The sequence below is a fragment of the uncultured Treponema sp. genome, from assembly GCF_934725225.1.
Lineage (GTDB): Bacteria > Spirochaetota > Spirochaetia > Treponematales > Treponemataceae > Treponema_D.
Window position 1 is genome coordinate 25,904 of sequence record NZ_CAKVAM010000008.1, and the last position, 20,089, is coordinate 45,992.

A 20,089-nucleotide genomic window follows, 5' to 3' on the forward strand; every position below is an offset into this window, starting at 1 on the left:
ATTTTCCTCTAAATATCTTTTTTTTAATGCCGATATTCTTTGTATGGAATACCGGCTTTTTGTTTTATTTTTGAAAGCTGGCAGGGGATAAAATTATGGAACAGAAAAGAACTATTTGGATTGTACTTGCGGCTGGAATTTTTTTGTCAGTTGTGCTTGGCGCTGCTGTAATTCTTTATGCGTCTGAAGCTAAAAAAAATACAACTGCTCTTTATCAGCGTTCGGCTGGCTCGGTTTGGATGTCTCCAGAAACTGCCCAGCAAAAGCACGCTGAATCATTTTCAAATGGAATTGATTTTCCGAGCGAGCCTCCTGCTCAAGAAACCAGCATAAATCCTGCGGAAGTGAATAATTCTTCTGTAACTTCAAATATTGAATCTCCTGCGGAAGGAAAAACTTCTATTGAAAATTCCGATTCAAAAATTGCGCAGACAGACAACGTTACTGTTATTTCTACAGGAAACACAAGCGTTTACAATGTTGGCGACACTTCAACTACAACAATTGACTTGAACGCATTGAAGAACACTGCTTCTGCGTCTAGCAATGTTACAGCTCAGAACAAGGCTGCCGAAACTGCAATCAGAGAAACAAATGCTGTTCACCGCAATGTTGAAAAAAAATCTCCTGTAGTCGAAAAGCAAGTTTCTTCTCCAAAGGCTTCTGCGTCTAGCAATAAAAATTCAGCTTCTTCAAAAAGTTCTTCGCAAGTTTCTTCAGTTCCAAAAAAATCAGCTCAAGTTTCTGCTTCAAAATCTGCTTTGGCAAAAAAAGTTTCAGACAGATTCTGGGTTCAGGCTGGTTCTTACACAACAACAAAAAATGCTGACGAAGCCAGAGGAATTCTTGAGTCGAATAAAATTCCATGCGAAGTCTTTACATTTACAGATGCGAAAGGCGTGCTTCATTACCGCGTAAGAGTCGGACCTTATACAACAAAAAGTGAAGCCGAATACTGGAAGCAAAGAATCGATACAATTTCTTTGTTTGCAAAAAACGGAACTTATGTTACAAATACTAGCGCGGCAAAATAAAAAATGAAAAAAACAAATGCAATGCGCATTTTAGACAGCTTGGAAATTCCTTACGAAACAAAAGAGTACGATGACGACGGAGAACATTTGCTTCATAAGGGAGCTGCTTTGGAACTTTCTGAAAAACTTGGAATAAATCCTGAATGCGTTTTTAAAACAATAGTCATGCGCACGGATTCAAAAGAGACTGTTGTTTTTTGCCAGAGCGCGGTTTATGAAATCAATTTGAAAAAAGCCAGAGCTGCTTGTGGAGCAAAAGAAGTTCATCCTGTTAAGCCGGAAGAACTTTTGTCGCTTACAGGATATATTCGCGGCGGCTGTTCTCCCATCGGAATGAAACGGAAATACAGAACTTTTATTGATGAGACAGTTTTGCTTTATGACAAAGTTTATGTCAGTGCAGGAATCCGCGGACTTCAGCTTGTGCTTTCTCCTTCAGATTTGATAAAAGCTAGCGACGCCCAGCCAGTTGATTTGATTCTTTAGCCAAAATTTTTGCCGGATATATTTTCAGCGGATTTCAAAATTGGAATTCGTTGTTTGAAATTATCGACTTTTTGCGATTTCTATAGTAAAATTATTTCCATGAAAACACACACTTTTAAAGGCGGAATCTTTCCGTTGGAAATGAAGGAGCTTACAAATAAATGCCCGATAAAAGAGGCGTTTCCTTCTTCTAAAACGGTTACGATTCCAATCACCATGGGCGGCGCTCCAAACACTCCGCTCGTAAAAGTCGGAGATTCTGTTGCAAAAGGACAGAAAATTGCTTCGGGTGAAAAATTCATGTCAGTGCCCGTTCATTCTTCTATTTCAGGAAAAGTAAAGAAGATTCAGAATTTTACTGTTACTGGCGGAATGACTGCGCCTTGCATTGTGATTGAGGCTGACGGTTCGGATAATGTTGAATTTATGGATCCGCTAGATCCGTTTACATGCGGAAAAGAAAAAGTTCTTGAGCGGATAAAAGAAGCTGGAATTGTCGGAATGGGCGGCGCGTCTTTTCCTGCGCACGTAAAATTAAATCCTCCAGAAGATAAAGAAATCGATTATGTTCTTGTCAACGCCGCTGAATGCGAGCCTTATCTTACTTGCGATGAGCGGACAATGATTGAAACTCCGGAAAAACTCATAGACGGACTTGCGATAATTTTGAATCTTGTTGGCGCGGCTGGAATAATTGCGCTTGAAGACAACAAGGCCTACATAAAACCTTCTCTTGAAAAAATCATAGTTGAAAAAGGCTACGCAGACGATATGCGCGTTATGCTCGTCAAAACAAAATATCCGCAGGGCTCTGAAAAATTTATAGTTTCGTCTTGCCTTGGCGTTGAAATTCCTTCTGGAAAACTCCCTGCCGATGCTGGCGTGATTATTTCAAATGTTGGAACTGTCTGCGCGATAAGCGATGCTTTCAGGCTCGGAAAACCTTTGATTGAACGCAGCCTTACAATTTCCGGCGGCGCAGTAGAAAATCCGTGCAATTTAAAAGTTCCAGTCGGAACAATGATTTCAGATTTGTCTCCTGAATATTTTTCTTTAAAAGAAAATTCGGCTGTGAAAATTATTTCCGGCGGCCCGATGATGGGCTTTGCGATGCCTGATATGAATTTTCCAGTTGCAAAAGGAACAAGCGGAATTACTTTCCTCACAAAAGATGAAACTTATCTTGTTGACGAAGAGCAGTGCATTGGCTGCGGAATGTGTGTGTCTGTCTGCGCAATGCATTTAAGTCCGGTTCTTATGGTTCGTGAGCTTAAGGCTGAAAATATTTCAAATGCAAAAAAACTTGGTCTTATGGACTGCATTGAATGCGGATGCTGCGCTTATGCTTGCCCGGCGAATGTTAGACTTGTTCAGCGTTTCAGAATTGGAAAGTCGATTGTAAGAGAACAGATTGCGGCGGCAAAAGCAAAGGAGGCTGTAAAAAAATGAACTCTGAAAATAAAATGTTTCTTTCTTCTAGCCCGCATTTTACAGCTGGGCTTTCAACTCAAAAAATAATGCTTGCGGTTTTGATTTCGCTGCTTCCTGAATGTGTTTATGGCGTTATTGTTTTTGGACTTCCTGCCTTGGCGACAATTCTTGTTTCTGTTGCTTCATGCTTTGTTTTTGAATTTTTGTTTCAGAAAATCACCCGTCAAAAAATTGTTGTTTCAAATTTATCTTGCTGTGTGACTGGCGTTTTGCTTGCTCTTGTAATTCCGTCTACAACGCCTTTGTGGATGACAGTTCTTGGCGCGTTGGTTGCGATTGTTATTGCGAAGGGACTTTTCGGAGGAATCGGAAGCAACGTTTTTAATCCGGCGCTTACTGGACGAGCTTTTGTGTTTATAAGTTTTCCGGTTGCTTTGGGCGCGTCTTGGTTTAATCCGGCGACTGATGCAATTTCAAGCGCGACAGTTTTGAGCCAAGTTAAGGCAGGCTCTTTTGTTGCTGACAGTTCAGTTTATCTTCAGTATTTTTTTGGAAACCGCGCTGGCTGTACTGGCGAAACTTCAATTCTTTTGATTTTGCTTTCCTTTGCTTTCCTTGCTTTTACAAAGATAATCGACTGGAGAGCGCCTGTTGCGATGGTCGGAACTGTTGCTGTCTGCACATTGATTTCCGGCGGAGATGTTCTCTTTGCGCTTTTGAGCGGAGGACTTTTGTTCGGGGCAACTTTTATGGTTACTGACTATTCGACTGCTCCTGTTACAAAAAAAGGCCGGCTTGTGTTTGGCTTTGGCTGCGGACTTATAACTTTCCTGATAAGAAAATTCGGCGGATACCCGGAAGGTGTAATGTTCAGCATTTTGATTATGAATGCAGTTGCTCCGTTCCTGAATAATCTTTCCGCAAGAAAATATGGCTACGGAAAAAAAGGAAACAGAAAACCTGCTCCAAAAAAAATAATTCAGGATTTTGATGTTTCAAATGCAGTTCCTTTAGAACAGAAAAAAAATGCGGAGGCTGAAAAATGAGCCAGAAAAATTCAGTCTTGGAAATGCTTGGACTTGGAATTGTCCTTGCGATTTATGCGATGGCGGCTTGCACAGTTCTTGCTGTTGTAAATAATTTTACTTACGGGCGGATTGCGCAGAATAAACTTAACAAAGCGAATGCCGCAATGAAAGCTGTTGTAAAAGACGCTGATTCTTTTGAAGCCGTTGATTCATTTCCTGCAGCTTCAAATTCTTCTATTACAATACAAAATATTTTTATTGCAAAACAAGGTGAAAACGTAATTGGCGGAGTTGCCCAAGTTTCAGGTCCGACTTATGACAAAGGTACAATCATGGTTGGAATGAGAGCCGACGGAACTGTTACAGGCTTGCAGTTTTTGGAGCTTACTGATTCTCCGGGATTCGGCTTGAAGGCAAATGATCCGACATTTACGCTTGCCAACGGAAAAACATTTTACGGACAATTTGAAGGAAAAAATGCCAAAGACGGATTTGTTGCCGGTCAGACTTTTGACTCTATTTCCGGGGCGACAATAACTAGCGTTGGCATTGGCAATCTTATTTCCGCAGGAACAGAATGTCTTTTAAAAGTTCTTGACGGACAGGAGTTGAATTAATATGAACAAGCAGCTTCAAATTTTTACAAACGGTTTCTTAAAGGAAAATCCGCTTTTGGTTTTAAATATCGGCTTGTGTTCTTCGCTTGGAGTTACAACAAGTATTTTTAACGGACTTGGAATGGGAATGAGCATGACGTTCGTTCTTTTTATGAGCGAGCTTGTAATCAGCATTTTTAGAAAATGTATTCCCAACGCAATCCGTCTTCCAATTTTTATAATTATTATCGCGGCGTTTACAACTATTGTTCAGTTTGTGCTTCAGGCTTATGTTGAATCTTTGTACGATGCGCTGGGAGTTTTTCTTCCGCTGATTGTTGTAAACTGCATTATCATGGGACGCGTTGAATCTTTTGCTTCAAAGAACAATGTCGGAAATTCTATTCTTGATGCGCTCGGAATGGGAATTGGCTACACTTGCGTTCTCGTTGTGATTTCGCTTGTGCGTGAATTTTTTGGCGGCGGAACTTTGATGGCTGGAACTTCTGTAAAACTTGAGCTTATTCCTGAAGCATACAGAATTGGAATTTTAAACAGCGCGCCGGGCGGCTTCATTGTTTTTGGACTTCTTGGAGCGGCAGTTCAGGCTTTGAAAAATAAAAAGGAGGCTGCAAAATGACTGATATGATTCAGCTTTTTATAAAGTCAGCAATTGTTGACAACGTTGTTTTTATTCAGTATTTGGCAATCTGTCCTTTTATTGGAATGACCGCCGAAACTGGCAAAGCTTCTGGAATGGGACTTGCTACAACTTTTGTTATCATTCTTGCAACTGTTGTTACTTGGCCTTTGTATAAATTTGTGATGATTCCGCTTGGACTGGAATTTTTGCAGACATTGTTTTTCATTCTTGTAATTGCCTCTCTTGTTCAGCTTGTTGAATTTTATCTGAAAAAATCTGCGCCGGGACTTTACTCTTCAATGGGCGTTTATCTTGCGCTGATTACAACAAACTGCGCGGTTCTTGGCGTTACAATAAACTGCATAAGCAAAGACTACAATTATATTCAGAGCATTGTTTACGCTTTTGGAACAGCCTGCGGATTTCTTTTGAGCATGGTGATTATGTCGGGCGTAAGAAGCAGAATTAAAATTGCGAAAATTCCTGAAGCTTTTAAGGGAACTCCAATTCTTTATGTTGCTGCCGGACTTTTGAGCCTTGCGTTTTTAGGCTTTAAAGGTCTTATAAAATAATTCAGCGGAGGAACTTTATGAATACGATTATTTTAACAGTTGTTGTTGCTCTGCTGATTGGTTTTATTCTTGGCACGCTTCTGGGACTTTTTAAAAAAATATTTTCAGTTGAAGTTGATCCAAAAGTTTCCCAAGCAAGAGAAGCTCTTCCCGGAGCTAACTGCGGAGGCTGCGGATATGCCGGCTGCGATTCGTTTGCTGTGGCTGTCGTAAAAGGTGAAGCTCCTGCGAACGGTTGTGTTGCGGGCGGACCATCAGTTTCAGCGGCGTTAAATAAAATTTTGGGCTTGTCAGGCGATGAATCTGATTCTGCAAAAAAGGCTGCGGTTCTTGCTTGCCACGGAACAAATGAATGCGCCGGAACAAAAGGAATTTACAACGGCGTTCAGACTTGCAAAGCCGCTCAGCTTTCAGTGAATGGAACAAAACTTTGCGCTTTTGGCTGCATCGGTCTTGGCGACTGCGTTTCGTCTTGTCCGTTCGGCGCATTGTCAATGGGAAATGACGGGCTTCCTCATGTTGATTATTCAAAATGCGTTGGCTGCGGAAAATGTGCAAAGGCTTGTCCGAAAAAACTTTTCAGCATTACAAACATTGAAGTAAAAGGTCCTGTCGCGCTTTGTTCTTGCCATAACGACAACAAGCCTCAGATTAGAAAAGATTGTTCTGCCGGATGCTTTAAATGCGGAATCTGCGCAAAAAAATGTCCTGAACAGTGCATCGATCTTTCTTCTGGAATTCCTGCGATTGATTATTCAAAATGTACAAGCTGCGGAACTTGCGTTTCCTCTTGTCCTGACAAAGTTTTGAAATTCATGCAGGAACTTACTGCTGTATAAAATTTGTTTTATAGATAGGAGGTTTCTATGACAAATGTTCAGGTCATAAAAGAACTGACAAATTTAAAAACTTATTGTTCTGCAACTTCTTTGGATGTTGTTGAGTATGCAATAAAAGTTTTTCAGAAACTTGAAAGCTGCGGAATTTCAGAACCGCTGGAAACTGAATTTAAGAAAGAGGAAGAAAAATGATAGGAACATTTTGGTCTTTAGTTCCGCCGGTCGTGGCGATTTGTCTGGCACTTATAACAAAGGAAGTTTATTCTTCTTTATTCATCGGAATTTTAATTGGCGGTCTTTTTTATTCAGGATTCAGTTTTGCAGGAACAATAAATCACGTTTTTAAAGACGGATTCGTAGGTTCCCTTTCTGATTCTTACAATGTCGGAATTTTGATTTTCCTTGTCATTCTTGGAATAATGGTTGCGCTTATGAACAAGGCTGGCGGTTCTGCGGCTTTTGGTGAATGGGCAAAAAAACGCATAAAGTCAAAAAAAAACGCGCAGATTGCAACTATTTTTCTTGGAATAATTGTTTTCATTGACGACTATTTTAACTGCCTCACAGTCGGAAGCGTAATGCGCCCTATTACAGACAGATATAAAGTTTCAAAAGAAAAACTTGCTTATCTTATTGATTCGACTGCGGCTCCAGTTTGCATTATTGCGCCTATCAGTTCTTGGGCTGCGGCGGTAACAGGATTTGTTGAAGGCGAAGACGGATTTCAGCTTTTTATAAAAGCGATTCCTTATAATTTTTACGCGCTTCTTACAATTTTTGCTCTTTTTGCGATTGTCATTTCCGGCGTTGATTTTGGTCCTATGAAAGGCTTTGAGGCTTTGGCATCTTCATCTTCTTCCAATGAACTTGAAGAGGAAAAACTTCCGACTGCAAAAGGAAAAGTTTTGGATCTTGTGTTCCCGATTATTTCGCTTATTATTTTCTGCGTAATCGGAATGATTTATACAGGCGGATTTTTTGCTTCAGGCGAAGAGCACCGCGGATTTGTTGCAGCTTTTTCTGGCTGTGATGCTTCCGTCGGACTTATGTACGGTTCTTTCGGCGCGCTGATTTTGACTTTGATTGTTTTTGTTCTGCGCCGCGTTTTGAGCTTTAAAGACTGCATGTCTTGTATTCCGGACGGATTTAAAGCAATGGTTCCTGCAATTTTGATTTTGACGCTTGCCTGGACTTTGAAATCCATGACGGATAGCCTTGGCTCAAAAGAATTTGTTTCATCATTTGTTCAGACTTATGCTTCCGGAATGCTGAATTTCCTTCCTGCGATTGTATTTGTAATCGGCGCGTTCCTTGCATTTGCGACTGGAACTTCTTGGGGAACTTTTGGAATTCTTATTCCGATTGTAGTCGCCGTTTTCAATGGAAGTGATTACAATCTGATGATTATTTCAATTTCAGCGTGCATGGCTGGAGCTGTTTGCGGAGACCACTGCTCGCCGATTTCTGACACAACTATAATGGCAAGTGCTGGCGCGGAATGTGTTCACGTGAACCACGTTAATTCGCAGCTTCCTTACGCGCTTTCTGTTGCAGGCGTTTCTTTTGTCTGCTACTTGATTGCCGGACTTGTAAAAAATCCGATTCTTCCTATTTTATTCGGAATGGTTGTAATTGCCGGATTTTTGTTTTTCCTTAAAAAACATCAGAAAGCAGAAGCTTAAACTCAGGAGTGTAACAAAAACTTTGACTGAAATAGCGTCAAAGTTTTTGTTCACAAGTTTGCGTTGCAAACTTCCTTTATCAAGTGCATATTCTCATTTCATTGCGAATATGCTTAAAAAGCCAAATCGGAAATTGAAATTTCCTCATTGACTTTTTATTGGAGTAAAAATGTCTAATGATAATTTAAATGCGGTTTATGATGCGCGTACTTTGGGAAAGCCTAGAATGCTTGCGCTTGGTGTTCAGCATATGTTTGCAATGTTTGGCGCAACAGTTCTTGTTCCGCAGCTTACGGGGCTTAGCGTTTCTTCTACGCTTTTGTTTGCTGGAATCGGAACTCTTATATTTCACTTTTTTACAAAAGGAAAAGTTCCTGCTTTCTTAGGCTCGTCATTTGCATTCCTTGCAGGCTACATGACAATTGCCCCGAACGGTGAAAAACATCTTTTGCCTTATGCGTGCCTTGGTGTTGCTTGTTCTGCGGCTTTGTATTTTCTGCTTGCTGTTCTTGTAAAAGTTTTCGGTGTAAAAAAAGTAATGCGCTTCTTTCCGCCGGTTGTTACAGGTCCGATTATAATTTCGATTGGACTTACACTTTCACAGTCGGCAGTAGACAATTGCTCAAGAAACTGGCTTGTTGCTTTTTCTGCTGTTCTTGTAATTGTTGCCTGCGTTATCTGGGGAAAGGGAATGATAAAAATTATTCCGATTCTTCTTGCGGCTGTTGTTTCTTATGTCTTTGCTGGAATCCTTGGCGAAGTTGATTTCACTTCTGTAAAAAACGCAGCTTGGATTGGACTTCCGGTTCTTAAAGAAAACACAGTTTTTGCAATTTTTGAAAATCCAGACACTTCATTGATTATAACTTCTATAGTTACAATTGTTCCGATTGCGATTGCAACAATGATGGAACACATCGGAGACATTGCCGCAATTTCTTCAACTGTAAACAGAAATTATTTTGAAAATCCCGGACTTCACAGAACACTTTTCGGCGACGGACTTGCAACTCTTGTAGCCTCACTTTTCGGCGCGCCTGCGAACACAACTTACGGCGAAAACACCGGCGTTCTTACTTTGTCAAGAGTTTACGATCCGCGTGTAATCAGAATTGCTGCGGTTATTGCGATTTTGTTTTCATTCTCTCCAAAGTTTGCGGCGTTAATAAGCGCGATGCCAGCTGCGACTTGCGGCGGAATTTCAATTGTTCTATATGGAATGATTTCCGCAGTCGGCGTAAGAAACATTGTTGAAAGCCAAGTTGATTTCAAGGATTCACGCAACGTAATTATTGCGGCGTTGATTCTCGTTCTTTCAATCGGAATAAAATATAGTTCCGCTGGCGCTGTAAATATTCACATCGGCGGACTGACTCTCGGACTTTCCGGCTTGGCGACTGGAGCTTTGGTTGGAATCATTTTGAATATGCTTTTGCCTGAAAAAAAGGCTTCGGAAAAAGAGTAATTTATGGAAAATAAAAATGTAGTTTTTTTAAATCATCCGCTGATTCAGCATAAAATTTCAATGCTCCGTGATGAAAAAACTGGAACAAATGAGTTCAGAAAACTTGTTGAAGAAATTGCAGTTTTGATGGGCTACGAAGCTTTGCGCGATCTTCCAGTTGAAGATGTTGAAGTAAAAACTCCGATTGAAACTTGCAAAACTCCGATGCTTTCTGGAAAAAAACTTGTTGTTGTTCCGATTCTTCGCGCCGGACTTGGAATGATGAACGGAATGCTGACTCTTGTTCCTTCCGCAAAAGTCGGGCACATCGGTTTGAGCCGCAACGAAAAAACTCATCAGGCTGAAGAATATTACTGCAAAATGCCGGATTCTCTTGATCAGCGTCAGATTGTAATTGTTGATCCGATGCTTGCAACTGGAGGCTCGGCAGTTTCCGCAGTTGATTTTATAAAAAAGCGCGGAGGAAAAAACATAAAATTCATGTGCATAATCGCAGCTCCAGAAGGCGTTGAAGTTTTAACGAAAGCGCATCCCGATGTAAAACTTTTCATTGGACATCTTGACCGCTGCCTGAATGAAAACGCATATATTTGTCCTGGCCTTGGAGATGCCGGCGACAGAATTTTTGGAACAAATTGATTCCTATTAAAAAACGAAAATTTCATGCTTCGTTGATTTTTGGCGGAGCATGAATCCACAATTGACTATTTAAGTATTTAGTTTTACTATAGATTGTTATGACTGCAAACGAGTTACGTTCAAAATATATTGAATTTTTTAAATCAAAGAACCATGTTGAAATTTCTGGTCAGTCTTTGATTCCAGAAAATGATCCATCAGTTTTGTTTACAACCGCCGGAATGCATCCGCTTGTTCCGTATCTTTTGGGAGAAAAACATCCGGCCGGAACACGTCTTACAGATTACCAGAAATGCATCCGCACAGGTGATATTGATGAAGTTGGCGATCCAAGCCATCTTACTTGTTTTGAAATGCTTGGAAACTGGTCTTTGGGCGATTATTTTAAAAAAGAATCAATCGGATTTTCTTACGAATTCCTTACAAGCCCAAAATGGCTCGGTCTTGATCCGCGTAAAATTTCTGTTACAGTTTTTGCCGGTGATGAAAATGCTCCGCGCGACGAAGAAGCTGCAACTTACTGGAAAGAAAACGGAATGCCACAAGACAAAATTGCATATCTTCCTGCAAGCGACAACTGGTGGGCAGCAGGTCCGACAGGTCCGTGCGGTCCTGATACTGAAATTTTCTACTGGGTTGGTGAAGGTCTTCCGCCGGCCGGCTCAAACAAAGGCACAGACAGCGAAAACTGGATGGAAATCTGGAACAACGTTTTTATGCAGTACAACCGCATTGATGAAAAGACTCTTGTGCCGCTTCCAAAGAAAAACGTTGACACGGGAATGGGACTTGAACGCACAAACTGTATTCTGCAGGGAAAAACATCTGTTTATCTTACAGAAGTTTTCCAGCCAATCATTGCAAAAATTGAGGAACTTTCTTTCTATAAATACGGCACGGATGAGGAAAAGGACAGAAGCGTCCGCATTATCGCAGACCATTCACGCTCGGCAGTTTTTATTCTTGGCGACCAGAAAGGAGTTTCTCCTTCAAATGTCGGCGCGGGCTACGTTCTTCGCCGCTTGATTCGCCGTGCAGTCCGCCACGGAATGAAGCTTGGAATCGAAAAGAATTTTCTTGCGGAAATCGCGCAGGCGGTAATCGAAAATTTCAAGTGCGCATATCCGGAACTTGAGCAGAACAAGGAAAAGATTTTCACGGAGCTTTCCGCGGAAGAGAACAAATTCCGCGACACGTTGCGCAAGGGCGAGGCGGAATTCCAGAAGCTTCTTCCGAACCTGATGAAAAATCCCAAGAGGGAAATTTCAGGAAAAATCGCATTCAGGCTTTACGACACATTCGGATTCCCGCTTGAACTTACTCAGGAACTCGGAGCGGAAAACGGATTCACCGTTGATGTCGAGGGATTCAAGGAAGCGGAGCGCAAGCATCAGGAGGCTTCAAAAACTCAGGATGCAGGAGCCGCAAAGGGCGGACTTGCCGAACAGTCGGACACAACCACAAAATATCATACGGCGACCCACCTGCTCCAGCAGGCGCTTGTCAATGTCCTTGGAGACAAAGTCGCGCAGAAAGGCTCGAACATCACAAATGAGCGTATGCGCTTTGACTTCACGTTTGACCGTCCGATGACGAAAGAGGAAATCCAGAAAGTCGAGGACATTGTGAACGAGCAGATAAAAAAAGATTTGCCGGTTACAATGGAAGTCATGCCGCTTGAAAAGGCGAAGGCAGAAGGAGCACGCGCCCTGTTCACGAACAAATACGGCGAGGACGTAAAAGTCTACACAATCGGTGAAAAAGACAACTGGTTCAGCAAGGAAGTCTGCGGAGGTCCGCACGTTCAGCATACAGCCCAGATTGGAGAATTCAAAATCCAGAAGGAGCAGTCATCTTCCGCAGGAGTGCGCAGAATCAGAGCTGTAATTTCCGGTGGACTTCCGCTTGAAAAATAGTTTTGTAACCGAACTGAATAATAACTGTTTATTAATAAATGAATTAAAAGGATGAATCTTCATGAAAAAATTTTCTATTGGATTATTGATTTTATTTGCTGCATTTGGAGCTTTTGCCCAAAGTGATTTGCAGCCTCTTGCAGTTGTAAAACTTAATAAATCAGAAACAATTACTGTAAAGCAGTTGAAGACGCGCGCAAGTTTCATTCAGAAGCAGTACGGAATGGAATCTCTTCCTATTGAACAGAAGCAGGCTCTCTTGGAAAATCTTATCGCTGAAAAACTGATTACTCAGGCAGCGGCAAAAGAAGGGCTTTCTGTTACAGACAGTCAGGTTGATGACGCTTTCTTGAATACTTTTAGCCAGCAGCTTGGAACTCGTGTTTCAGAAGCTCAGCTTGAAGACTTGATTAAAAAGCAGGCTGGAAAATCCTTGGATGAATATATAAAAGAATACAGCGGAATGTCAAAGTCTGAATACAAGGCTTACTTGAAAAATCAGCTTATAATTCAACAGTATGTATTTTCAAAAAAGCAGTCTGAAATTCAGGCGGTAGCTGCAACTGATGAAGAAATCCGCAACGCTTACGAAATGAACAAGTCAACTTTTGTTTGGAACGACATGATGAAGCTTTTCCTTGTTATGGTTCCAAAGGGAAGCAATGATATGGCTGCCCGCGCTTTGGCAACAGACTTGAGAAACAAATACAAAGGCGATTCAAAAAAATCCGAAGAAATTAAAAATTCAAATGAAAACGGAACTAATTACAGAGCAGGCGACATTACAGTTGCAAAAACAGCTCAGCAGGCTCAGCAGCTTGGATGGTCAATTGACAAGCTTAATGAGCTTTTTGGAAAATCCGCAGGTTATCTTTCTGAAGTTACAGAAACTGCTTCTGACTTCCAGTTTTACGCTGTTCTAAAAAAGTACGATGCAAAAATGCTTTCAATCAGCGATGTTGTTCAGCCGGAAACAACTGTAACTGTTTACGATTATTTGAAGCGCAACATTACTTCTCAAAAACAGAGCCAGTATTTTACAGAAGCCGCTCAGGAAATTTCAAAGTCGCTTGACATTCCTTCAAATGTTGACCGCAAAAAAACAGGCGATGCTCTTAAAAAGCTCCTTAATTGGCAATAGGAGTTTGCTGTGTCCAGAAGAAATGGTCGTATTTTTGCGGTTCAGGCTTTGTATTCCTATGATGTCGGCAAGGCGTCTCTTGAAGATTTGCTGAAGCTTGAATGGCTGAAAGAAGATTCTGAAAATAATCCAAACGGAAAATTTGTTCTGCCCGAAACTGTAACGGAAAATCCTGAAAGTGAAGATTTTTCCCAGTCGCGGGCTGAATCTTATGATTTTGCGCGTTTGCTGATTTCAGGAACAATAAATCATATTCAGGAAATTGATGAAAAAATAAAGGCGCATTTGACTGCGAATTGGAATTTTGACCGCTTGAACAGAGTTACACTTTCAATTTTGCGTATCAGCGTTTTTGCCTTGCTTTATCAAAAGGAGCTTAAGCCAACAATAATTATTGATGAAGCCATTGCAATTTCAAAAGAATTTGGAACAGACGATTCTTTTAGATTTATAAATGCAATTCTTGATACAATCAGCAAAGAAGAGGTAGCGTGAGCAAAAAATCAATCTGCATTGCGGCGTTTTGCTGCTTGGCTGCAGTTTTAGTTTGTTCGTGCTCTTCTCATTCTGAAGGTTCATCTTTTACTTCTGCGCTGGATTCTGTTGATGCTGCTGTTTCTCAGAATTCCGCGGAAGACGCTTTAAAATCCTTAAAAAAACTTGAAAAAAAAGCTTATGCTTCTTATGAATTTCTTGGAATTGCAAAACGCTATTTTTTCCTTGGCGAAGCAAAATCAGCGGAACGGGTTTTAAAAAAAGGCCTTAAAAAAAATCCCAAAAATCCTGAGCTTTCCGCTGTGTACGCAAATTTTCTTTTAAGAGAAAATCGGCTTGAAGAAGCTTTTCAAATTTCACTTTGCTTAAAAGATTCCAGATATTCTTCGATTTATGCGGAATGCGTTTTAAAAAAAGCCTTGCTTGCGATAGAAAATGGCGAGCCTGTTTTGAAATCTGCATTCAATCCTGTTTCCAAAAAAAAGAAAAATAAATCCGCGGAAATAAAAACTTCGGAAGAAATAAAAGAAATTTTTTGCAGTCCGGATTTTATTTCTGTGTACAAAAATGCTTTTGATGGTTCGGATGAAAGCATTTGGATTTTTAATGCCGCTTCAATTTTTATGCGCAGCGGTGAATTTAAAAATGCCGTGGCTTTGTATCCAAAGAAAATTTCAAGCAGCAAGGAAAGTCTTTTTTGGGGCTGCATTTTTTTTGATTCAGGACTTTACGCGGAAAGCATTGCAGCTTTGGAAGCCAGCTCAAAACTTGCCTCGTTCGCAGAAAAAACTGATTTGCCCACAAAAATTGAAATTCTTTCTCTTGAGTCGGACGGATTTTATATTGAAGGCGAGGAAAATTCTTCCGAGAAAATTCGTCAAAATCTTATTCAGAATTTTCCAAATATTCCGCCGCAGATATACATGAACAGCGCAATGTTTGCCAAGCGGAACAACGATTTTGAAAAAGAACAAAAACTTCTCGATTTTCTTTCTGTTGATTTTCCAGATTATTTGCCGGGACTTGCGGCTCTTGGCGAATTTTCACTTGATCAGATAAAAAATCAGCATGAGGATTTTCTTTCGCAAAAAATTAGAAACGCCGGATTAAAAACTTTGAGCATGGAAAAAAAAGACAAAGTTCCGGTTGTGTCGTTTGATTCCGTTCTTGAAAAACTTGATTCTCTTATTGCGTCCAAAAATTCGGAAGCCTTGGTTTTAAAGGATGCGCTTGTTGCTCAAAAAAATAAAATTGATAAAACTGAAAAGCCTGTTTCTGACATTTGGCTGATGCTTGAAAAAAATGTTTCCGCGGAAAATATTTATCCTGAATCTGTTTTAAAGCACTGCGTTTTTTCTCTTTTAAATGAAAATTCCGAGCCGGATGCGGAAGCTCTTTTTGATTCATATTACAAGTCTAAGTATGATTTTTTGCCTGAAGATTCGCCTGAAAACCTTGAGCTTTGGGAATGTGAACTTTGCGCCTGGTTTGCCTGCAAAAAAGGAAATTTCAAATCTGGAATTTCTCTTTACAATTTTATCGCGGAAAATTATGGAAACCGGATTGCCGCGTTGAATTCTTCTTCAAAAAATTCTTCAATTATAAACGCGTTTGTCAATCTTGGCGTTTTGTATGCTAGCGTTGACCGTCTGCCAGAAGCTTTGGATTCGCTTAACATGGCTTCTGCAAAATCGTCTGAAGGAAAAGAAAAGGCTGAAATTTTGTTTAGAATTGCACAGCTTGAATGGAAGCAGGGAAATTTGTACGGAGCTTCAAGAGCTTTAAAATATGCGCTTTCGTTGGATTCAGAAAATAACAAGGCGCGTTTGCTTCAGAAAAAAATTCAGGCGGAAAAATGAAACTTATTTTCCATAGAATTTGACTTTCAGGGAAAAAATTTGTATTTTTATAGTATAAAAAAAGAGCGCAATCAATTTATGTTGCCCGCTCAAAATTTTAAAAAATTTTCAAATATAGATTTGGAGGATTTAAATGAAAGTAAAACCATTGGCAGACAGAGTTTTGGTAAAGCAGGTTGCCGCAGAAACAAAAACAGCTGGCGGACTTATTATTCCAGACACAGCGCAGGAAAAAACTCAGCAGGCTGTTGTTGAAGCTGTTGGTCCGGGAACTGAAAAGGAAAAAATCACTGTAAAGCCTGGTGAAAAAATTTTGTATGACAAGTACGCTGGAACAGGAATTAAGATTGACGGTGAAGACTATCTTATTCTTAAAAACTGCGACATTATTGCTGTTGTAGAGTAATTTTTTATTTTTGGTGGGTCATTTTGACTCGCTTTGAATCAACACTTTATGGGCTGTGTCATTTTGATACAGCCTTGTTTGTTTTAAATACTTTTAGAATCTGAAAAACCGCATTCAAATCAGCCTTTTTGCTATTGAAATCTAAAAATTTACTTATTTTTAAAATATTTCTTGTTTTTATACAACTTGGCACGTTTTATGCTGTTTATTAAGTAAATAAAAGCATACTGGAGGCAAGAAAATGACTAATGTTTCAGCAAAAGATTTGGACGTTGTGAGGATTCATCTTAATGAAATAAAGAAAATTCCTCTTCTTACAAATGACGAAGAAACTCAGCTTGCAACAAAAGCCGCTGCTGGAGACAAAGCCGCAAGAGACAAGCTTTTGACTTCCAATATGCGCTTTGTTATAAAAATTGCTTCACAGTATTTGAACAAAGGTCTTGAATACGAGGATTTGATAAGTGAAGGCTATCTTGGACTTATGAAGGCGCTCGACCATTTTGACGTAAGCAAAGGCTACCATTTTATATCTTATGCAGTTTGGTGGATTCGCCAGAGCATAATGAAAGCGATTGTTGATTTTGGCCGCCCGATTCGTTTGCCTGTAAATAAAGATGCTGAGCTTACTGAAATAAAAAGAGCGTGCCACAGCGTAAATCCGCATGGAAAAAAATCAGAGGAAGAGGAGCTTGAAGAAGTTGCGCTCAAACTCGGAATGACAAAACATCACATAAGAGAAATGCTTAATATTTCGCAGGAAATGATAAGCTTGGATTCTCCTATCAGCGGCGATTCCGATACTGCACTTGTTGACACAGTTTCTGCCGGAACTTTTACGCCGGAAGATGCAGCCATCGATGCTTCTTTGAAAACTGAAATTGACAAGGCTTTTGTGGGCTTGGACAAAAAATCGGTTGAAGTTCTTAATATGCGCTACGGTCTTAACGGTCAAGGCGAAAGAACATTGAAAGAAGTCGGCGAAAAAATGAATCTTTCAAGAGAACGTGTCCGCCAGATTGAAAAACATGCGATTGCAAAAATCCGTGCAAACAAAATCTGCGACATTTCCCTTAAGGATTATGTTGCTTAAGCTGGCATAAAGCGTCGTATCGTGCGGTCTTGAGAATTTCTTTATCACGGCTTAAGTCGGCTATGTTCAATGCAAAATATCCTGACTGGGCTGTTCCAAAGACTTCTCCAGGACCGCGCAATTTTAAATCTTCTTCCGCAATGAAAAATCCATCATTGCTTTGGTGCAGTGCCTTTAATCGTGAAATTCCAGTTTCGGTGATGTTCTTGCTGTAAGTTAAAAAACAGTATGACTGGAATTTTCCGCGCCCGACTCTTCCGCGCAGCTGATGAAGTTCCGCAAGTCCAAATCCTTCGGCGTGCTCAATTGCAATGCAAGTTGCGTTCGGAACATCGACACCGACTTCTACGACTGTTGTTGCAACGAGAATTTGAATTTTTCCGCTTGAAAAATTTTTGAGTATTTCAGCCTGCTGTTCGTCTTCAGTTTTTCCGTGGATAAGCGCGCATTTGAAATTCGGATAAACTTCCTTTGAAAGAAAATCGAACATTTCTTCCGCGGATTTTAACGAGGCTTTTTCTGTTTGCTCCGCCTGCGGATTTTCTGCGATTCTTGGATAAACGAAATATGCCTGATGCCCTGCGTTCAATTCCTTTCTTATGGCTTCGTAGACGTTGCGTTCATTTCCGAAAACCGTAAGATAAGTTTTTACAGGAAGCCTTCCTTTGGGCATGGTTTTTATTACGCTTATGTCAAGGTCGCCGAATGCAGTCAGCGCCAATGTCTGCGGAATCGGTGTTGCACTCATCATCAAAAGATCCGGGGAATGCGCCATGTGCTTGAACGAAATTCTTCCTTTTGAAATAATCGATTCTCTTTGCGTTACTCCGAATTTATGCTGCTCGTCTATTACCGCAAGCTGAAGATTTTTGTATTGCGTGTTTCTACTGAAAAGCGCGTGAGTTCCAATTACAATGTCAATGTTTCCGTCTCTAAGAGCATTTAAAAGAGGCTGCCTGCCGGAAGCTTTTAAATTTCCTGTGAGAAATGCTGTTCTTATTCCGGCTGGCTCTAAAAGTTTTGCGGCGTTTTCCGCGTGCTGGCGAGCAAGAAGTTCCGTGGGAGCAAGAATTGCGCATTGTCCGCCGTAATCAATTGTCCGCGCACAGACAAAAAAAGACACAAGAGTTTTTCCAGAACCGACATCGCCTTGCAAAAGCCGCTGCATGGAAAACGGAGGTTTTGAAAGTTTCTGCGGAGCATTCAGCATTGTGTTGCATTCAGTCTGGCTTTTGTCAATGTCGCGGTTCATTTCTAAAATTGAATTCATCTGATCCAATGTAAGCTCAAAATTCAGGCTGCTGAAAATTTGCTTTTGACGCGGTGAAAGGCTTTTTTGAAATTCACATTTTATCTGCTCAAGCCCCGTTTCTGAATCTGGCGTGGAAAAATACGGATATGCTTCCGGCGCAAAATCCTGCGAAGGCAAAGTTCCGCGGTGCGTAAGTGCGCGTTCGAGCATTTTGTATTCAAAAAGATAAAGCTCTTCGTAAATTAAAGTTTTTCTTGCTTCCTGCGCCTGAATTAAATTTTGCGGCTGATGAATAAAAAGAATCGCTTCGCTTTTATTTAAAAGATTCCGTTCTTTTATGATTTGTTCTGGAATTTCGTTGCTTATGTTTTTTGCGAATTGCCTTAATGCCTGCGCCACAGTTTTTCTGTAGATTTTTTGCGTGAGACCTTCTGTAAGCGGATAGATTGGAATTACCGTGCTGTCTGGAACTGGAACATTTTCAAAGTCCGATAAATTTCCGTCGAACGAAATTCTTGAAGCTTCAAAAGATGAAGACTGAAGCTCGTTGTATTTTGTTTCAAATTTTCCAGTTACGGCGATGATGCTTCCTTCTGGCAGAGATTTTGCAAGAAAGTCTCGGTTGAATACAACAAGCCAGGCGTTTGCGCTTCCGTCGGTTATTGCGATTTTCAAGGTTTTCATTTTTCCGTAGCCGAACCACTGGTGAGCCGTCACTTTGCAGATTGTGTGGACTTTTGGAAAATTTGCGTAATCTCTTAGCGGAATCCGTTTTGTTCTGTCTTCGTAGTCGCGCGGAAAAACAGAAAGCAAATCGGCTACTGTGAAAATATTCAGGCTGGCGAATTTTTTTGCCGCGGCAGGACCTACACCAGAAAGTGTTTCTACAGCGGCTCCAAGTTCAGAAAGAATCATTTACAAAATTATCGACAAAATAAGCGCGAGAAGAATTCTTAATGCAAACTGCAAAAATAAAAGGGCGATTATTGAAATTATCAAGGCGGCTTTGTAAGTTATGCGTTTGCCCATTGCGAATGTTCTTGCGATTCTATAGACAATCGGCGAAATTGAGTTGTCAATCTGGTTTGCCATGAATCCGCTTGTGTTGTACGAATCCTTGTTTATCATTATCAAAATTAATCGTATTGCAAAAAGAATTATCAGAAAGAAAATGAGCGATGACAGAATTGAAAAGAAAATTCCAAGAATCATTGCCAGAATCATCTGGAGATTTATGTAGCCTCCATTTGCAAGGCTTGAAAAAAGCTGCGAGCCTGCGCCCAAAATGCACAACGCAAGCGCAGGGCTAAAGTCAAAGCTTCCGAATCTAAGCCATTTTATTCCGCGGAAAAGATTCATGTACGGATCGCATATTTGTGCCAGAATGTCCGCCGGTTTGCTGTATGAATAATTTGGAATCCAAGTGATTATTATTCGCAAAAGACATAAAAGAGAATATAGTGATAAAAAAGCTGAAATTATTCTTAAGATAAACATGGCGTAAAAACCTCC

20 protein-coding genes are annotated in these 20,089 nt (G+C 40.5%); 18 read left to right on the plus strand and 2 right to left on the minus strand.

What is annotated here, in order from left to right:
• Positions 1–95 precede the first annotated feature (95 nt).
• The 18 genes from Q0H92_RS11190 (at position 96) to Q0H92_RS11275 (ending at position 17,325) form a co-directional block, all read left to right on the plus strand.
• Positions 96–1,034 carry an SPOR domain-containing protein gene (locus Q0H92_RS11190; protein WP_296015084.1) on the plus strand — a complete coding sequence of 313 codons (939 nt, stop codon included), beginning with the start codon at positions 96–98 and terminating at the stop codon, positions 1,032–1,034.
• A 3-nt stretch (positions 1,035–1,037) separates the two neighbouring features.
• On the plus strand, positions 1,038–1,520 hold the full coding sequence (ybaK, locus tag Q0H92_RS11195) for a Cys-tRNA(Pro) deacylase (RefSeq protein ID WP_295796217.1): 483 nt from the start codon (positions 1,038–1,040) through the stop codon (positions 1,518–1,520).
• 99 nt (positions 1,521–1,619) lie between these two features.
• Entirely contained in the window at positions 1,620–2,969 is a 1,350-nt protein-coding gene (gene rsxC / locus Q0H92_RS11200; RefSeq protein ID WP_296015085.1) for an electron transport complex subunit RsxC, read from the plus strand.
• Positions 2,966–3,997, plus strand: coding sequence for an RnfABCDGE type electron transport complex subunit D (locus tag Q0H92_RS11205; protein WP_296015088.1), 1,032 nt, complete (start codon positions 2,966–2,968; stop codon positions 3,995–3,997). Before rsxC ends, Q0H92_RS11205 begins: the two co-directional genes overlap by 4 nt.
• On the plus strand, positions 3,994–4,596 hold the full coding sequence (locus tag Q0H92_RS11210) for an FMN-binding protein (protein WP_296015091.1): 603 nt from the start codon (positions 3,994–3,996) through the stop codon (positions 4,594–4,596). The genes Q0H92_RS11205 and Q0H92_RS11210 overlap by 4 nt, the downstream gene beginning before the upstream one ends.
• 1 nt (position 4,597) lies before the next feature.
• A complete protein-coding gene (gene rsxE / locus Q0H92_RS11215) occupies positions 4,598–5,215 on the plus strand; it encodes an electron transport complex subunit RsxE (RefSeq protein WP_296015092.1) in 618 nt (205 codons plus the stop codon).
• A complete protein-coding gene (locus tag Q0H92_RS11220; RefSeq protein WP_013700714.1) occupies positions 5,212–5,790 on the plus strand; it encodes an RnfABCDGE type electron transport complex subunit A in 579 nt (192 codons plus the stop codon). Before rsxE ends, Q0H92_RS11220 begins: the two co-directional genes overlap by 4 nt.
• A gap of 17 nt (positions 5,791–5,807) precedes the next feature.
• Positions 5,808–6,629 carry an RnfABCDGE type electron transport complex subunit B gene (locus tag Q0H92_RS11225; RefSeq protein WP_296015098.1) on the plus strand — a complete coding sequence of 274 codons (822 nt, stop codon included), beginning with the start codon at positions 5,808–5,810 and terminating at the stop codon, positions 6,627–6,629.
• A 27-nt stretch (positions 6,630–6,656) separates the two neighbouring features.
• Entirely contained in the window at positions 6,657–6,821 is a 165-nt protein-coding gene (locus Q0H92_RS11230) for a hypothetical protein (protein WP_013700716.1), read from the plus strand.
• Positions 6,818–8,311, plus strand: coding sequence for a Na+/H+ antiporter NhaC family protein (locus Q0H92_RS11235; RefSeq protein ID WP_296015104.1), 1,494 nt, complete (start codon positions 6,818–6,820; stop codon positions 8,309–8,311). Before Q0H92_RS11230 ends, Q0H92_RS11235 begins: the two co-directional genes overlap by 4 nt.
• A 169-nt stretch (positions 8,312–8,480) precedes the next feature.
• Positions 8,481–9,776: a uracil-xanthine permease family protein gene (locus Q0H92_RS11240; RefSeq protein WP_296015107.1), complete on the plus strand. Its 1,296-nt coding sequence runs from the start codon at positions 8,481–8,483 to the stop codon at positions 9,774–9,776.
• 3 nt (positions 9,777–9,779) lie between these two features.
• Positions 9,780–10,415 carry a uracil phosphoribosyltransferase gene (gene upp / locus Q0H92_RS11245; RefSeq protein ID WP_013700719.1) on the plus strand — a complete coding sequence of 212 codons (636 nt, stop codon included), beginning with the start codon at positions 9,780–9,782 and terminating at the stop codon, positions 10,413–10,415.
• A gap of 98 nt (positions 10,416–10,513) precedes the next feature.
• On the plus strand, positions 10,514–12,331 hold the full coding sequence (locus Q0H92_RS11250; protein ID WP_296015114.1) for an alanine--tRNA ligase: 1,818 nt from the start codon (positions 10,514–10,516) through the stop codon (positions 12,329–12,331).
• A gap of 61 nt (positions 12,332–12,392) precedes the next feature.
• Entirely contained in the window at positions 12,393–13,472 is a 1,080-nt protein-coding gene (locus tag Q0H92_RS11255) for a SurA N-terminal domain-containing protein (protein WP_296015118.1), read from the plus strand.
• Between the two features lie 9 nt (positions 13,473–13,481).
• A complete protein-coding gene (gene nusB / locus Q0H92_RS11260) occupies positions 13,482–13,967 on the plus strand; it encodes a transcription antitermination factor NusB (RefSeq protein WP_296015123.1) in 486 nt (161 codons plus the stop codon).
• Positions 13,964–15,826 carry a tetratricopeptide repeat protein gene (locus Q0H92_RS11265; protein ID WP_296015128.1) on the plus strand — a complete coding sequence of 621 codons (1,863 nt, stop codon included), beginning with the start codon at positions 13,964–13,966 and terminating at the stop codon, positions 15,824–15,826. The genes nusB and Q0H92_RS11265 overlap by 4 nt, the downstream gene beginning before the upstream one ends.
• A 133-nt stretch (positions 15,827–15,959) precedes the next feature.
• On the plus strand, positions 15,960–16,232 hold the full coding sequence (locus Q0H92_RS11270; RefSeq protein WP_013700724.1) for a co-chaperone GroES: 273 nt from the start codon (positions 15,960–15,962) through the stop codon (positions 16,230–16,232).
• Positions 16,233–16,473: 241 nt separating this feature from the next.
• Positions 16,474–17,325 (plus strand): RNA polymerase sigma factor RpoD/SigA, encoded by an 852-nt coding sequence (locus Q0H92_RS11275; RefSeq protein WP_296015132.1) that lies wholly within the window; start codon positions 16,474–16,476, stop codon positions 17,323–17,325.
• Here the strand turns inward: Q0H92_RS11275 and recG are convergent.
• Positions 17,306–19,492: an ATP-dependent DNA helicase RecG gene (gene recG / locus Q0H92_RS11280; protein WP_296015134.1), complete on the minus strand. Its 2,187-nt coding sequence runs from the start codon at positions 19,490–19,492 to the stop codon at positions 17,306–17,308. The two genes, Q0H92_RS11275 and recG, sit on opposite strands and share 20 nt — an antisense overlap.
• Positions 19,493–20,074, minus strand: a complete 582-nt coding sequence (locus Q0H92_RS11285; protein ID WP_296015139.1) for a YggT family protein — start codon at positions 20,072–20,074, stop codon at positions 19,493–19,495.
• Between the last annotated feature and the right edge of the window lie 15 nt (positions 20,075–20,089).

What these genes read in the sequence shown, in the direction of transcription:
- Q0H92_RS11285 (WP_296015139.1), bottom strand. Translation starts at nt 20,074, where the DNA reads ATGTTTATCTTAAGAATAATTTCAGCTTTTTTATCACTATATTCTCTT.
- Q0H92_RS11220 (WP_013700714.1), top strand. Translation starts at nt 5,212, where the DNA reads ATGACTGATATGATTCAGCTTTTTATAAAGTCAGCAATTGTTGACAAC.
- rsxC (WP_296015085.1), top strand. Translation starts at nt 1,620, where the DNA reads ATGAAAACACACACTTTTAAAGGCGGAATCTTTCCGTTGGAAATGAAG.
- Q0H92_RS11225 (WP_296015098.1), top strand. Translation starts at nt 5,808, where the DNA reads ATGAATACGATTATTTTAACAGTTGTTGTTGCTCTGCTGATTGGTTTT.
- Q0H92_RS11205 (WP_296015088.1), top strand. Translation starts at nt 2,966, where the DNA reads ATGAACTCTGAAAATAAAATGTTTCTTTCTTCTAGCCCGCATTTTACA.
- recG (WP_296015134.1), bottom strand. Translation starts at nt 19,492, where the DNA reads ATGATTCTTTCTGAACTTGGAGCCGCTGTAGAAACACTTTCTGGTGTA.
- ybaK (WP_295796217.1), top strand. Translation starts at nt 1,038, where the DNA reads ATGAAAAAAACAAATGCAATGCGCATTTTAGACAGCTTGGAAATTCCT.
- Q0H92_RS11240 (WP_296015107.1), top strand. Translation starts at nt 8,481, where the DNA reads ATGTCTAATGATAATTTAAATGCGGTTTATGATGCGCGTACTTTGGGA.
- Q0H92_RS11275 (WP_296015132.1), top strand. Translation starts at nt 16,474, where the DNA reads ATGACTAATGTTTCAGCAAAAGATTTGGACGTTGTGAGGATTCATCTT.
- Q0H92_RS11235 (WP_296015104.1), top strand. Translation starts at nt 6,818, where the DNA reads ATGATAGGAACATTTTGGTCTTTAGTTCCGCCGGTCGTGGCGATTTGT.
- Q0H92_RS11230 (WP_013700716.1), top strand. Translation starts at nt 6,657, where the DNA reads ATGACAAATGTTCAGGTCATAAAAGAACTGACAAATTTAAAAACTTAT.
- Q0H92_RS11190 (WP_296015084.1), top strand. Translation starts at nt 96, where the DNA reads ATGGAACAGAAAAGAACTATTTGGATTGTACTTGCGGCTGGAATTTTT.
- Q0H92_RS11210 (WP_296015091.1), top strand. Translation starts at nt 3,994, where the DNA reads ATGAGCCAGAAAAATTCAGTCTTGGAAATGCTTGGACTTGGAATTGTC.
- Q0H92_RS11250 (WP_296015114.1), top strand. Translation starts at nt 10,514, where the DNA reads ATGACTGCAAACGAGTTACGTTCAAAATATATTGAATTTTTTAAATCA.
- upp (WP_013700719.1), top strand. Translation starts at nt 9,780, where the DNA reads ATGGAAAATAAAAATGTAGTTTTTTTAAATCATCCGCTGATTCAGCAT.
- rsxE (WP_296015092.1), top strand. Translation starts at nt 4,598, where the DNA reads ATGAACAAGCAGCTTCAAATTTTTACAAACGGTTTCTTAAAGGAAAAT.
- Q0H92_RS11255 (WP_296015118.1), top strand. Translation starts at nt 12,393, where the DNA reads ATGAAAAAATTTTCTATTGGATTATTGATTTTATTTGCTGCATTTGGA.
- Q0H92_RS11270 (WP_013700724.1), top strand. Translation starts at nt 15,960, where the DNA reads ATGAAAGTAAAACCATTGGCAGACAGAGTTTTGGTAAAGCAGGTTGCC.